This is a genomic window from Lyngbya sp. PCC 8106 (assembly GCF_000169095.1).
Lineage (GTDB): Bacteria > Cyanobacteriota > Cyanobacteriia > Cyanobacteriales > Microcoleaceae > Capilliphycus.
In genome coordinates this window covers 110,188-125,110 of record NZ_AAVU01000012.1, presented here as the reverse complement: position 1 = coordinate 125,110, position 14,923 = coordinate 110,188, and the positions used below count along the sequence as shown (strand labels likewise).

Annotated in this window: 15 protein-coding genes; 9 read left to right on the top strand and 6 right to left on the bottom strand. The window is 39.7% G+C overall.

The features are described from left to right. Positions 1–143: 143 nt before the first annotated feature. The 6 genes from L8106_RS10455 to L8106_RS10430 all read right to left on the bottom strand — a co-directional run bounded on the left by L8106_RS10455 (position 144) and on the right by L8106_RS10430 (position 6,726). Positions 144–629 (bottom strand): chemotaxis protein CheW, encoded by a 486-nt coding sequence (locus L8106_RS10455; RefSeq protein ID WP_009784250.1) that lies wholly within the window; start codon positions 627–629, stop codon positions 144–146. Positions 630–723: 94 nt separating this feature from the next. Beyond that, positions 724–1,086 carry a response regulator transcription factor gene (locus tag L8106_RS10450; RefSeq protein ID WP_009784249.1) on the bottom strand — a complete coding sequence of 121 codons (363 nt, stop codon included), beginning with the start codon at positions 1,084–1,086 and terminating at the stop codon, positions 724–726. Between the two features lie 337 nt (positions 1,087–1,423). Next, positions 1,424–2,662, bottom strand: coding sequence for a response regulator (locus L8106_RS10445; RefSeq protein ID WP_009784248.1), 1,239 nt, complete (start codon positions 2,660–2,662; stop codon positions 1,424–1,426). Between the two features lie 271 nt (positions 2,663–2,933). Next, a complete protein-coding gene (locus L8106_RS10440; RefSeq protein WP_009784247.1) occupies positions 2,934–4,286 on the bottom strand; it encodes a pentapeptide repeat-containing protein in 1,353 nt (450 codons plus the stop codon). Positions 4,287–5,107: 821 nt separating this feature from the next. Further along, positions 5,108–5,491 carry a PH domain-containing protein gene (locus tag L8106_RS10435; RefSeq protein ID WP_009784246.1) on the bottom strand — a complete coding sequence of 128 codons (384 nt, stop codon included), beginning with the start codon at positions 5,489–5,491 and terminating at the stop codon, positions 5,108–5,110. 254 nt (positions 5,492–5,745) lie between these two features. Continuing rightward, positions 5,746–6,726 carry an aldo/keto reductase gene (locus tag L8106_RS10430; protein ID WP_009784245.1) on the bottom strand — a complete coding sequence of 327 codons (981 nt, stop codon included), beginning with the start codon at positions 6,724–6,726 and terminating at the stop codon, positions 5,746–5,748. Positions 6,727–7,070: 344 nt separating this feature from the next. On the opposite strand from L8106_RS10430, the gene L8106_RS10425 reads away from it, so the two are divergent. The 9 genes from L8106_RS10425 to L8106_RS10385 all read left to right on the top strand — a co-directional run bounded on the left by L8106_RS10425 (position 7,071) and on the right by L8106_RS10385 (position 14,836). Beyond that, on the top strand, positions 7,071–7,520 hold the full coding sequence (locus L8106_RS10425; protein WP_009784244.1) for a tellurite resistance TerB family protein: 450 nt from the start codon (positions 7,071–7,073) through the stop codon (positions 7,518–7,520). A gap of 261 nt (positions 7,521–7,781) precedes the next feature. Continuing rightward, positions 7,782–8,231, top strand: a complete 450-nt coding sequence (locus tag L8106_RS10420; protein ID WP_009784243.1) for a tellurite resistance TerB family protein — start codon at positions 7,782–7,784, stop codon at positions 8,229–8,231. Positions 8,232–8,767: 536 nt separating this feature from the next. Then, complete coding sequence (locus tag L8106_RS10415; protein WP_009784242.1) at positions 8,768–9,241, top strand: type II toxin-antitoxin system VapC family toxin; 474 nt, start codon at positions 8,768–8,770, stop codon at positions 9,239–9,241. Positions 9,242–9,245: 4 nt separating this feature from the next. Continuing rightward, positions 9,246–9,434 carry a hypothetical protein gene (locus L8106_RS10410; RefSeq protein WP_009784241.1) on the top strand — a complete coding sequence of 63 codons (189 nt, stop codon included), beginning with the start codon at positions 9,246–9,248 and terminating at the stop codon, positions 9,432–9,434. A gap of 164 nt (positions 9,435–9,598) precedes the next feature. Further along, positions 9,599–10,753, top strand: coding sequence for an iron-containing alcohol dehydrogenase family protein (locus tag L8106_RS10405; RefSeq protein WP_009784240.1), 1,155 nt, complete (start codon positions 9,599–9,601; stop codon positions 10,751–10,753). 141 nt (positions 10,754–10,894) lie between these two features. Beyond that, positions 10,895–12,106, top strand: a complete 1,212-nt coding sequence (locus L8106_RS10400; RefSeq protein WP_009784239.1) for an aspartate aminotransferase — start codon at positions 10,895–10,897, stop codon at positions 12,104–12,106. Between the two features lie 449 nt (positions 12,107–12,555). Further along, complete coding sequence (gene aqpZ / locus L8106_RS10395; RefSeq protein WP_009784238.1) at positions 12,556–13,302, top strand: aquaporin Z; 747 nt, start codon at positions 12,556–12,558, stop codon at positions 13,300–13,302. 328 nt (positions 13,303–13,630) lie between these two features. After that, positions 13,631–13,993: a phage holin family protein gene (locus L8106_RS10390; RefSeq protein WP_009784237.1), complete on the top strand. Its 363-nt coding sequence runs from the start codon at positions 13,631–13,633 to the stop codon at positions 13,991–13,993. Positions 13,994–14,440: 447 nt separating this feature from the next. Further along, complete coding sequence (locus L8106_RS10385; protein WP_009784236.1) at positions 14,441–14,836, top strand: hypothetical protein; 396 nt, start codon at positions 14,441–14,443, stop codon at positions 14,834–14,836. The last annotated feature ends 87 nt before the right edge of the window (positions 14,837–14,923 follow it).

The window sequence follows — 14,923 nt, the reverse complement described above, 5'->3', positions numbered from 1 at the left end:
GAAGTTAGAATTGTTGTTATTGTGAGAGTGATTAGAATTAGTTGGATGTAAGGGTGAAGTTGTCATAGTTTATCTGTAAATAGCATCGTGAATTTAGTCGGAAAAATTGAATTTTAATGGACTCAGTTTAGATTTTTTCAATCTTATGATGAGGCAATTGAGGTAGTATCTAAGATTAAAAATCGTTCTCCTTGCGGATCAATCCAGGCTCCTGTAATACAGTTTTTGCGGGTTGGATGCTCTAAAATGGATTCGGGTAAATCCACCGGTAAAGATTGATTTTTTTGAGGTTCACAACAGATAATTTTTCCCACTTTATAAATTAAAATCCCCAGAGATTTTCCTTGATTTTTTACTTTTAGTATGGTACAGTTGGATCGTGAAAAATTTTCAGTTAGTAAGGGTTCAAATCCCATCCAATAACTGAGATCAACCACCCATAACACTTCTCCTTGCCACGGAAAAACACCCACGACTGCCGATGACATTTGAGGAAGGGGAACAATTTCATGGGGGGCAATGTTGATCACTTCAGCGAGTTGCTGTGTAGGCAACATGGCTTTTAGGCTGGATGTAATAGAGAGACTGAGAAAATGTTCAGTTTCTTGATCAGTAGATTGAGTCGCCATAAAAAGTCAAAAATTAAAACTTGTCGGTTCAAAATTACCCAGAACAATCAAAAGCTTTAATTTCCAAGTTAATCAACCGTTAACGGGTAAACAACTAATTGATTAATCCTTTGAGTGTTTGGAGAATTTCTTCTGTATTAATTGGTTTGCAAAGATAAGCAGACGCACCTTGTTTTAATCCCCAGTTTTTATCAAACTTTTCAGATTTACTGGAGCAAATTATAATCGGAATTCCCGCCGTTTTTTCATGATTTTTGAGTTCTCTGCACAACCCAAAACCACTTTGACCGGGTAAAACAACATCCATCAGAATGGCATCAAATCTTTGTTTGGCAACCATCGCTTTTGCTGCTTCTGCTGTCGTCACACTTAACACATGAAATCCCGATCTTTGTAAACATTCAGTTAAAATCTTTGCTTCAGTATTATTGTCTTCAACGACTAAAATATGAGCCATTTAGTAACCTCCTATTGCATTGATAAAGTTGTCGATGTAATCAGTTAAATGAAAATATAAAGGGAGATAAAATGCAATATTTGATGCAAATTAACATCAGAGAACATTATTAACTCAAGGTTGACTCAACAACCCCCAAAAATTGAGTAGATGCGATCGCTCGTTCCCCCTAAATGGACTCGAAAGAGGGGATATCAATGCCAAATTCTTATGAAGTCAGATTGGAAACAACAGATCACCCAGACCGCTTTAAGTATCGTATTGATGCCGGAAAAATTGACCGTCTACCCCAGACTCTAAACTCAATAATGATCCGGCTAAAATCTATCCACTTCATCTAAAATTCACCGACACCGAGTTCAAAATTATTGCGAATTTCGAGTCCATGATTATTTCCCTCCGCAGTAGGATGAGAAGATTGGGAAAGGTATCGACGCACAACTTTTAAGGTTTCTTCCGGATCAGGGGGTTTACCTAAAAATCCTGATGCACCAATCAGTTTTGTGCGACTGCGATCAATAACATTATCCCGACTGGTGAGAATAATCACAGGTGTATTTTTAAATGCAGATGCTTTTCGCAAAAACTGACAGATAGTATAACCATTCGCATCGGGCATCACCAAATCCAGAAAAATTAAATCCGGTTTATATCTTGCCACTTGTGCGATCGCCTGCACTGGATCTTGCAGTCCCAGCACTTGATATCCGGCAGGTTCAAGGATATTTTTCATCACCTGAAAAACCACAGGACTATCATCAATACAAGCAATTAAAGGCTTCTGTTGATCCGGTTCAATTGATGTGATTTCCGACTCACCAGGCGTAGACTCCCAACTCGCGGTTCTGAGGTTGAACGTCGGTGCGGGTAGATCTGGAACCGTTCGCAACTGGACTAACCCTTTCTTGATCAACGGGAGTAAGGCGCGAGTCACGGATGTTACGGACTTTCCTAAACGCAGAGAAATATCCCAGAGGGTAAATTTGCCGTTGAGGTATTTATCCCATCCCGATAGCGTTTGGGAATGAACAGGTTTTCGCAGTAGTGGGGCTTCTATGGGGTTCATTGAACCTAAGCCTGCGGCTTCCCATTGCGATCGCAGTTGTGATCCTTTGCTGAGTACAGGTTCCAATTCGCTGTAAGACAAACCCAAACCCAAGGAGACTTCCGAAGATGCTTCTCGAGAGGGTTGAGCTTTAGAAAAGGTATCCGTGCAGTTGAGTAGAGAAAATAAAATTTCTAAGGTGACGTAACCGATGATCGTTTTAGCTTGAGTGAGTGTTAGCTGCTCATTGGCTACACCTTGATACAGGAGTTGATATTCCCAAGGTTTCTCGTTATCGAATGAAACAGAGTTGGGTTGGGGTTTCCAGTTGGGGCTATTTTTCTTGAGCGCTCGATGCCAACGTCGTACCCGATGAAAATCACTGGTTGCATAGAGCAATTGACCATTACAAAAATGAAGTTTTCCTTCTTTGGCAGGATTGCTAAGAACAACATCACCAGTGGCAAGTTTTTGACAGAGGGTGTCTAGTTGTTGAGTTAAGCTCTCTAATTTTGCCGATTCAGCACTCAAACTCTTATCCTCCTTAGAGTCTATTGGTAATCAATAAATGGTAAGATGCTTGCTCCAAGAATCCGGATTAAATTTCTTTTTTCAGCAGCCTCTAACTGAGTGTTGCGCTTTTTATTTTCGTTTATCCGGATAATTTTTTTGCCTATTTTCGAGAGTTACATCTGATTTAAGGCTGATCTTGTTTTCCGAATAAATTGATAAATTGTCACCTGTGAAAAAAGTTGGTTATCCGAATTGATCCCCCCCCTTTAAACAATCTATAAAATGGTTGTCAATGGGTTTCCTTCAGTTCTATTATACTCATATTATTGTGCTGAACAGCAAGTAAACGTATAATTTCTTGTAGGGTCGCACTTTGCTTGAGGTCTTGCTCTCGCGTCTTCTGTTTAAGTTGATGTTGCTGTTGATACTGCTTTTCAATCAGATTAAGCTGTTGATTATAGAATTGATTTGCGACCCAATCAAATTCTGATTTTTCGATAAAAGGAGAGACTTTAAATCGAATAATTAATTTTTGATCTCCAGTCATTTCTAGAGCAATCACGGATAAATTTTCTGCCCCATATTCAGCTTGTAATGCTTGAAATGAGAGATAAAAAGCTTGCCAATCAATTCCTGTCGTAAAGGTCAGATCAACTGTTTCTAAAGCGGGTTGAAAGAGCTTGGTAAATTCTCCCACACCAAAGGTTTTATTGGCATCATGTGGACACCGTTCTTGTTGATCGTCTTTTAAATAAACATATTCACAAGTCACCAATTTTAGATTTGTTGCACTGTTGAGATCCCAGTCTTCAATACAAGCACCAGTGAGGGTGACTCGCTCAAAATTTGTTCCAAGAATTTGAGTTGCTCGTAGATTGGCTTCGGTGAGGTTGGCTTGGCTAAAGTCAGCATGGCTGAGATCGGCACCGCGTAGGTTTGCTCTCCACAGATCCGCCCCCGTGAGATTAGCTTGGCTGAGATCGGTTTCACTGAGGTTAACTCCCCACAAATCCGCTCCCATAAGATTGGCTTCTCGCAAATCAGTACCCCACAAATCAGCATTGATCAAATTTGCTCTACTGAGATCCGCTTTCCATAAATTGGCTTCTCTGAGATCGGCTTCTCCGAGATCTAATCCTTCCACGCCTTGGTTAAGGATTTGCCAAACAAGTTTCCATTTTTGCTCCCAACTGGTTTGCAGATCGATAATGGTGTCTTTGAGGTAAACTCCTCTAAAATCAGCTTTCCAGAGGTTGGCTTCACTCAGGTTTGCAGACTGTAAGTTAGCGCCCCACAAGTCGGCTTCACTCAGGTTTGTTCCCATCAGATTAACTCCGGTGAGATCGGCACCACGCAGATCGGCTCTCCACAAATAAGCTCCACTCAAGTCTGCATTTCGCAGATTCGTACCCCGCAGATCGGCTCTCCAAAGGTTGCTGTCACTCAAGTCTGTACCTCGCAGATCGGCTCCCCAGAGATCGGCACTCCAAAGATCAGCCATCCATAGATTAGCTCCACTGAGATCTGCTCCACTGAGATCGACACCCCGTAAATCGGGCTTGACTTCTGGATTGTTTTCTCTCCATTGATTCCACATCTCAACTCCCTGTTTGAGTTGGGCGAGATGTTCCTCATTTGCCATGCAATATCAGCTCCCAGTCCCTTTAATTGTGCTTTTTAGAATTGTTTAAGGCACGGATTTCTCCACAATTTCTGCATACCTAAAATTAGGCAACTCAGATTTTAGTTCCAGAATATCACGGAGATTTCTGTTTATACTAGATTAAACAACTCAGTTGTGAACAGTGTTGCAGCTATCTCTAAATTCTATTCACTACAGTTAATTTAAATTCACCCTGATCATCAAATTTTACAGAAATTTCACAGAAATTTCACAGAAGCTTCACAGATAATTCACAAAGAATGAGTTATTATTTCCCTGAAAATTGAAAGCACGTTTCCGGTTAGATTTAACCCAATAACGGCTGAGTAGAATACCTTTATTCCTTCGTCACGTTGTCAAACTCTTAAACATAGGGCTTTTTTTCGGTCTGTGAACTTGTAGCGATACACCCACACTTGGCTAACTGAGATAACATTACTACCGACTGCTCAAAAATTTCCGCAGCGCACCCTATTGTTTTGTCTATTATAACTCGCCCTAAAGGAGATTGTCAACGGCACACCCAGTTTGCTTTACTGTTTCTTTCATCAGATTAAAGCAGTGCAAATTGAACTGAAAACACTGATTTTATCTAGATTAGCTTTTCTTGATACACAGAATATAGCCAAAGCCTCATTTGGATATTAAGATGGATCTGCTGATACAAATATTCGTGACACTCATTAATTCTGAACCAAAACTTAACGATCAATTAATGGGTAGTTTTAGTCAGCTACCCATTTTATTTTATCTCATTTTTAGTGATAATTGCTGTTAATCACAAAGATTTTTGCAAGCTGTTAATTCAAAACATACTTGCTTAAAACAGCATAAACTTCGTTGATATTAACTGAACGATTAAACTCTTTAGCAATGGGAGTTGACTCACTTCCGACCCAAATTTTTAACTCAGCATCGAGATCAAAATGACCCGCACTTTCTTTAGAAAACTTAGTAATCTTTGAGTAGGGAATAGAGAGAAATTCAATTTTTTTCCCGGTTACACCTTGCTTATCGACGAGAATTAGACGTTTGCTAGTAAAGACAAACAAATCCCGAATCAGTTGATAGGCTTTTTCGATTGTTTCTCCCTCAACCAAAACTTCACTAAACAGTTTATCAAGTTTAGCACCATCTGCTTTTAATTCGGAGGCGTTGCCGAGAAGACCACCAATTAAACCCATGTTATTATCCTCCTGCATGATCGAACAATTATTGAGGTTTAGATTTCTAACCATATAATGTTAGTCGAATCTATCTCTATCTTAGCAAATACTTTTGAAAAGAGTTTAGCGTGAGTGTTTATACCCAAAAAATAATGATTTTAATTTTCTTTCGGAATTTGCTGGATCAGCAGTGAAGATAATTGTAGGGGGGAAATTTTGTATCTTAAATTAAGTTTTATTTCCCTCGCCTTAATATTGGACTTGAATTAATATTACTTAGTTTGAAAAATATTTTGTACCATTTTTTTATCAACACAGGCTGCGGCTTTGTCGAGTTCATCCACTTCACCAGAATCTAGCTTCCAACCCAAAGCCCCAATATTTTGTCTGGCTTGTTCAGGATTTTTAGCCCCTGGAATTGGAATTGTTCCTTTACAAATACACCAATTAATTGCTACCTGAGACATAGTTTTATTTCGAGAGTCTGAGATCTCTTTTAAACAAGATAAAAGGGGTTTAACTCCGGGTAAGATTTGCCGAAAGACTAAACCTCGAATTCCCTTGGGAAAAGGGCTGTTTTCTGAATATTTTCCGGTTAAAATCCCCAAAGCAAGGGGACTATAAGCAATCAATGTAATTCCCAGTTCATCACAAACTTCTTTTAGACCTAATTCAGTGATAGGATAGGTAGAAAGAAGAGAATATTGTACTTGTAAAGTTGTAATCGTAACTCCGCGATCACGAAATTTTTGATAAACTTTTTTTAGTCGTTTCGGCCCATAATTCGATAGCCCAACCCCTTTAACTTCTCCTTGTTCATAAAGATCAGCTAATCCTTCTAATAACGGCCATTCTTGCCAAGGAAAATAGTTCGCCGTAGACCAGTGCATTTGTACTAAATCTACATTTCTTCCTAACCGTTTGGCTGAAGCTTTACAGGCGGAAACCATTGCATTACGGGTCAATCTCCAGGGGTAAACGGCGAGTTTAGTGGCGATGCAAATTTGATCGGAATTTAAACCCGAATATTCTCTAGAAAATTGCCCTAAAAGACTCTCACTCCGTCCGTTTAATTTTCCAGTTCCATAAGAATCACCTGTGTCAAATAAAGTCACTCCATTACTAACACACAGGTTAAAAACCTCTTGAAGTTGCTGATCCATACTTTCATCATAACCCCAAAGTAGTCGGTTTCCCCACGCCCACGTTCCACAACCCATAGTTGGTAGAGAAAGTTTTTGATTCGTTTGCATTGTGATTCGATGTAGATGTCTTTATAAGAGTTTATAATCAATTGGTTAACCTGATCAATGGCAGATTGACTGTATCTCACAACTACGAGGATTGCTATAGACTATCTTTGTTCTCAGTTTAACCTAGTTTGGAGATTTAAACAGGTTAAGAATAGAGGAAAATTACAGTTAATCGCATTTCTCAGAATACTCTGCGTATTTTCACTGAGACTAAACTCTATTTAAGCACTTCAAAAAATTATCAAATCTCAGTAATTACACGCTGTTCAATCTGGGATTTTCAATTTAAGCTAAATGTAGAGATTTTAAAAATTTAACACCTTCTACATTTAGGAGAAAATTACATGGGTTTATTTGGTAAAGCACGTTCATCCAGCAGTCTCAAAACTGACACGGCTATGACTCCTGCGGAAGCTTTTGCAGGTATTTCATTAGCAGTGGTTGCTGCTGACGGCTATCTTGCAGACTCGGAATTAGATGTATTAGTAACTTTGCTTGGTCGGATGCACCTTTTTCGTAGTTATCCGTCTGAAGTAATGAGACGTATGTTTGACAAAATTTTCGGTGTTATCAAGCGTCAGGGAGTTGAAGCACTGGTTGATCAAGCGATTAAAACCCTTCCCCATGAACTGCACGAGACAATGTTTGCTGTTGCCACTGACTTAATTTTAGCAGATGGTGAAGTCACTGATGAAGAAGAAAGTCTATTAAATGATCTCTGCAATGCCTTTGAAATTTCTCAAGAAACTGCCAATGAAATTATTCGGGTGATGTTGATTAAAAATAAAGGATAGAGTTGTCAAATCTTGTCAGATAAAATCCCCGGTTTCTCGAAGAATCTGGGGATTTAAAGTGGTTAAGAATAGAAGTAAATTACAGTTAATCGCATTTCTCAGATAACTCTGCGTGTTTTCACTGAGACAGAACTCTATTTAAGCACTTCAAAACATTATCAAATATCAGTAATTACACGCTGTTCAATCTGGGATTTTCAACTTAAGCTAAATGTAGAGATTTTAAAAATTTAACACCTTCTACATTTAGGAAAAAATCACATGGGTTTATTTAGTAAAGCAGGTTCATTGGGAAGTCTCAAAACTGACACGGTTATGAGTCCGGCTGAAGCTTTTGCAGGTATTGCATTAACGGTTATTGCAGCCGATGGTTATATTTCCGATTCTGAAGTGAGTGTATTAATTCCGTTACTGAACCGAATGCACCTTTTCCGTAGCTATCCGTCGGAAGTTATGATCCGAATGTTTGATAAACTTGCCGGAATGATGCGCCGTCAGGGGGCTGAAGCATTCCTTCATCAAGCAATCAAAACTCTTCCTTATGAGTTACACGGTACAATGTTTGCTGTTGCTACTGACTTAATTTTAGCAGATGGTGAAGTCACTGATGAAGAAGAATCTTTATTAACCGATTTGTACAATGCGCTTCAAATCTCCGAAGAAACTGCCCATGAAGTCATTCGGGTAATGTTACTTAAAAATAAAGGATAGAGTTGTCAAATCTTGTCAGATAAAATCCCCGGTTTCTCGAAGAATCTGGGGATTGAAAGTGGTTAAGAATAGAAGCAAATTACAGTTAATCGCATTTCTCAGAGCACTCTGCGTATTTTTACTGAGGCTGAACTCAATTTAAGCACTTCAAAAATTTATCAAATCTCAGTAATTACACGCTGTTAAATCTGGGATTTTTAATTTAAGCTAAATATAGAAATTTGAAAAATCTAACACCTTCTAACTCTAGGGAAAAATTACATGGGTTTATTGGGTAAAGCACGTTCATCTGTCCAAACAAAACCCGAATCTATTAAAGATTAAATTCCCAAGGGAGTTAAAAAAGTGGTTAAAAACGTAGCTAAAACTATCGGATCTATTTTTAAAGTTACTTAGCGTAGGGCAGGTTAAGATATATTTGTTCATCCTAGAAACAAGATTAATAAACCCGCGCCGATAGTTCGCGTTTATCCATTACCCTCAAAACAAGGATTAAATGCTGTAGGATAATAAACGAATAGATTTGATAGCATCCTGTGAGTGAAAGCGTTTATATTGAAACCAGTGTGGTGGGCTATTTGACAGCTAGACCCAGTAACAATTTAATTTTAATGGCAAATTCCGAGATAACTAGAAGGTGGTGGGAGACTCGCCGTAGTCAATTTAATCTTTACATCTCCCAAATTGTCTTAGATGAAGCCGCCCAGGGAGATGCAGAAATGGCTATTAAAAGGCTTGATATCCTGCAAGATATCTCTGTGCTTGAACTGACGGAAACTGTGCAGGATTTAGGGATACAATTCCTAACGAGAAGCAATCTTCCTGCAAAAGCCTCCGATGATGCCATTCATATTGCTGTGGCTACAGTTCAGAATATAGATTATTTGCTAACATGGAACTGTAAACATATTGCCAATGCTCAGATTCAAAGAAAACTTTCGGAAATTTGCCTGGATTTTGGATACAAACTACCAATTATATGTACACCTTATGAGTTAATGGGAGAATAAAGCCATGTGGGAAGATGAAATTTTAGAAGAATTGTACAGAATTCGTGAAGAACACGCTAAGTCTTTTAATTATGACTTCAAAGCAATATTTGCTGACTGGCAAAAAAGACAAGCTAAAAGCGGAAAGCATTTGGTTTCATTGGAACAGAAGCAACTGTCTAACAACACCAGGGACTCAGCCGAAAAAAGTTAGGTTCAAAAGTTATAATTACCCATGACTGCGAAATAATCTGTGAATAGAACCTGTGTGATAGATAATAAAAAAATTAATTCAACCTAAGATCTAGCTTTGGGGTATTGAAGCGGATGGGAGAATGCGCTATCTTAAGAGACTTAGCATCTCATCGAGGAGTACCTATGCGCCCATCATCCTCTCCTAGCAAAGCCAGTGATACCCAAACCTCAAGTATCCTCTCTCTCAACATCGCACCAGCCCAAGTGCTGCGGGGAACTCACGCCATCGCACAAGCAGGAGAGGCGATCGCAAAATTGGGGAAGCATCCTTTACTCGTCGGAGGCGATCGCAGTCTCAGCGTCACTCAAACGAGCCTACAACCCGTCTTAGAACAACATCAGGTCAAATTTGCCTCCGCCACCTATACCCCCGACTGTAGCGAAGCCAGTTTAGCGAAATTGCGCGACAAAGCAAACACCCATCAAGCCGACTTTATCATTGGAATTGGGGGTGGAAAAGCCCTAGATACCGCCAAACTTCTCGCCCATCAGTGTCAACTTCCGATCGCCACTATCCCGACATCTGGGGCGACTTGTGCAGCTTGGACAGCCCTTTCTAACGTCTACTCTGACGAAGGGGCATTTTTGTATGACGTTCCCCTTGCTAAATGCCCAGATCTACTCATTCTCGACTACAGTTTAATCCAAACTGCTCCCCAACGCACCTTAGTAGCTGGAATTGGAGACGCGATCGCCAAATGGTACGAAGCCTCAGTCAGTAGCGGACATTCCGAACAAACCTTATTAATCGCCGCAGTTCAACAAGCTAGAGTTTTGCGAGATATCTTACTCCAAAAATCCATCACCGCCCTCCAAGAACCCGGAGGCGAAACTTGGCGAGAAGTCGTAGACGCAACCGTATTACTCGCGGGAGTCATTGGCGGAATTGGGGGGGCGCAATGTCGAACCGTCGCCGCCCATGCCGTTCACAACGGGTTAACTCATGTAGCCGCCAGTCATGGTACACTGCACGGAGAGAAAGTCGCTTTTGGTATATTGGTACAACTGCGCCTGGAAGAAATGCTGCAAGGCAACCAACTCGCAGCAGCAGCCAGACAGCAATTGTTGAAATTTTACAGCGACATTGGTTTACCGCAAACTTTAAACCATTTGGGCTTAGAAAATATCACGTTAACTGAATTAAAACAAGCGGCTGAATTGGCTTGCCATGAAGGTTCTGATATTCATAGATTACCCTTTCATGTCGTTCCTGAACAGTTAATGGCGGCGATGGTTTCGACAACCGTTCCCATTGGGGAAGCCAAAATCAAAGCCTAAATCATAAAAATTAAGGATAGGGAATGATCAGAAAACAGGCAAAAATAAAAAATTAGAAGTTATTTTTTTACCCGTCTTCTTGCTAATACTCAAACCCAAAACCTCACGCTAAACTTACACCTAATTACTCCTAATTAACCGATGACTTTGGATTGGATCAACCCCGCAGATCGGGTTTTGCAACTACCGCCTTATGTGTTTGCGCGTTTGGATGAGTTGAAAGTTCGCGCTAGGGAACAAGGACTAGATTTAATTGATTTGGGGATGGGAAATCCGGGTGGCCCTGCCCCGGAACCCGTGATCGAAGCCGCCAAACACGCCCTCCACATTGCTGATAATCACGGTTATCCGCCTTTTGAGGGAACGGCTAATTTTCGTAAAGCCATTACACAATGGTATTTGCGGCGCTACGACGTTAAACTTGATCCCAATAGTGAGGCTTTACCGTTATTGGGTTCTAAGGAAGGATTAACCCATTTAGCCTTAGCTTATGTGAATCCAGGTGATGTTGTACTAGCACCAAATCCGGCTTATCCAGCACATTTTAGAGGCCCGTTAATTGCGGGGGGAAAGATTCATAGTATACTCTTAAAACCGGAGAATGACTGGTTAATTGATTTAGGAACAATTCCTGATCAGGTTGCAGAACAAGCAAAAGTTCTGTTTTTTAATTATCCCAGTAATCCAACGGGAGCAACAGCACCGAGAGAATTTTTTGAAGAAATTGTGGCTTTTGCTCACAAATATCAAATCCTTTTAGTTCACGATTTATGTTACGCTGAACTGGCATTTGATGGCTATCAACCAACCAGTTTACTCGAAATTCCAGGCGGAAAAGAAATCGGCGTTGAGTTTCATACCCTCTCAAAAACCTACAATATGGCCGGATGGCGAGTGGGATTTGTTGTCGGAAATTCAACGATTATTCAAGGGTTGAGAACGTTAAAAACGAACCTAGATTATGGGTTATTTGCGGCTTTACAAACGGCTGCTGAAACCGCTTTAAATTTGCCAGATTCTTATATTACTGAAGTTCAAAACCGTTATCAAAAACGGCGAGATTTTCTGATCGAAGGATTAGCCGAACTGGGTTGGACAGTGCCGAAACCTCTAGCAACAATGTATCTTTGGGTTGCTTGTCCTCCCGGAATGAGTTCGACAGATTTTGCATTATCTGTTTTACAACAAACCGGGGTGGTATTAACACCTGGAAATGCTTTCGGAAGCGGTGGAGAGGGTTATGTCAGAGTGAGTTTGATAGCAGATTGCGATCGCTTAGGTGAAGCGTTGCGTCGGTTAAAAGAGGCAAATATTCGGTATCAACCCGATCTGCTTCCAATACAAACTCGATAATACGGGACTGTCAATCAACTGAATTGATCAATTTCTATAGCATTTTAAACTTGCGTTTTTCAGAGTCTTTACTTAGTTTAGAGGTGATTTTGTCGAACTAAAATTTAATGCGGGGGGTGCGGGGAAGATTCGGTGTCTTTCCCAGCATTTCCCTGTTTCATCGCATTCAATTGGATTTCCTTGTTTTTAGAGTTAGAAGAATATCTTGACAATCTCGATTAAAGAAAAAATTAAATTTTAACCAAGAAATGTTTAATACCAAATCCCCTTGTCAAAGCTTACTTAGGATAATCAACTCAATCTATTTATACTGAAAATCTACACTATGTAAATTCAGAGGAGTTGATTTTTATCCTTTCTTAAAGTTACGATTTTTGTAGTTTTTGCCGAAAATCAAAATCTTATGGTAGTCTCCTATTATACAGTCCTTTATAAGGTTTAAGAAGAACGTGTCACTGACTAAACGGTGTATAGCAGAGTTCATCGGAACATTCTGGCTCGTCTTCGGAGGCTGTGGAAGTGCAGTTTTAGCCGCATCTTTTCCAACCGAAGATATTGCTAATCCTTTGGGAATTGGATTAGTAGGTGTTTCTTTAGCTTTTGGTTTGACGGTTTTGACAATGGCTTTTGCGATTGGTCATATTTCTGGATGTCATCTCAACCCAGCCGTTTCTTTTGGTCTGTGGGCTTGTAAACGCTTTCCCGGTAATGACTTACTTCCTTATATTGTTGTTCAAGTTTTGGGCGCAATTTTTGCGAGTTTAGTGCTTTATCTGATTGCGTCGGGAGTTACTGGATTTGTGGTTACAGAAGGATTTCCCGCTAATGGCTACGGAGAACATTCTCCTGGTGGTTATAGTTTGGTTGCAGGCTTTGTCACCGAATTTATTTTAACCTTCATGTTTCTGTTCATTATTTTGGGAGCCACAGACAAACGTGCGCCCGAAGGTTTAGCCCCTATTGCGATTGGCTTGGCACTCACTCTAATTCACCTGATTAGTATTCCCGTTACAAACACTTCTGTGAACCCTGCTCGGAGTACCGGGCCTGCGTTATTTGTGGGTGGATGGGCAATTGTACAACTGTGGATGTTTTGGATAGCCCCTATTTTGGGTGGAATTACAGCAGGATTCGCCTATTACTTTGCTTTTGAACCCTCTCCTTTGCAAGAACAAGAGTTAAAAGCTAAATTTTAACTTGACGGAAAAAACTGATAGATTCAGCCATAGTTAAGAGGGAAAGTGTGGTTATCTGCTTGATCCCTCTTTTTGCACACTTCAAAAACTAATTCAAAAATCAAAAGATAAAAATTATTAAAATTAAAAATTATTAAAATTTATAGATTTGCTATTTTTATAGTATATTTTGTGTGAGTACACTGTTGTTGAGACCTGAGAGTAATTATGAGGCTGCAATGGGAAAAAAATTAAGAATATGCTCACCATTTAAGTTGAGTTATTCTAGCATAAGATGAAAACATTCATCACAATTTGAGATTAGATTTAACAATTAGGAGATAGAGCAATGGTTGGTTTTTTGATTTCTGTTGTTGTTTTAGCGGTCAGCTTATTAATCATCTCTAAGCTACCTTTAGGCGTTGAAGTCGATAATCCGTGGATTGCTCTAATTGCAGGCGGAATTATTGGTGCTTTCAATTCAATCTATAATATTTTCCCCAATTGGTTTAGAGCATTTAATGCAATCGTTAGTATCGGTTTAATTCCTTTAATTGGCAGTATTATTGTATTTGGTTTAGCGGCTTGGTTAATCGAAGGATTTAGATTGCGGTGGGGAATTGGTAGTGCTATTTTAGGCGCAATTGCTCTGAGTTTAGTCAACTCAATTTTATTTTTTATTCTCCGTCAAATCGGAATTGTTGTAGGCTAAGTTTACCTCTACGATGATCTTCCTCGAAATTTCGAGAGCAACTTCATTAGATCAAGTGGTTTAAACAATTGCTTGGTCTATATTAGTCTATATAGCAATATTGAATGAGTTGTCAACTTTCAGTAGGCAAGATGCCCGCACTATAAGCTTTCTAATCTCGTGAGCCTTCACAAATGATTTCTGATTGCTGTATCAGTTTAAAAGATTTTAGTCAAGTTTTCCGAGATGAATGAACAAACTCATCAAACCCAGAGATAGGCAAGCCCTCGTCATAAAGATTTACACTCTGTTTAAACCTGATCGAATAGTGTCCAGGTTACAGGTCAAATCTAAAGGTGAGTAGAACAAAAAATTTTTGTATAGTAGATACGAGCTAGTCAAAAAAGACCTACAATCTCAAGTATTCTCAAGAGTTTAGCAAAATTACCACACTGAGGAACAAACAATATGGAAGGTTGCACAGTTACAGACTTAAAGGTTCATAGCAAGCACAACTGTTTTGTTCTTGATGCAGCGACCATGCAACGCATCCAAGAAGAAACAGGTGTCTCGACCACACTCGAACCCGGAACCTACATCGTTAGGATTCGTAACGGTTCATTTAATTATCGCTCAGAGGTGGCTCATTCCGGCGAACCTCTGGTGATGCTGTGGATGTATGGTGGCCGATTTATTAATAAAAAAACCAACGTTGAAATAGAAGCAAGCTGGTCAACCTTGAATGGAGATGACGATACACTCACACTCGAAGTTCTACAAACCTGTAATCTTTGTGCTTTCTTTTTCGATACCTACCTCGAAGACAACAACGGAGAAGTGACCATCTCAGTTGTCAAAATTTAACCCGATTTAACCCCAAACTCACAGAGATGATAGCCTCGAAAACGATTACTCAATTTATTAACGACATCACGCCGGAGTAAAGACTAG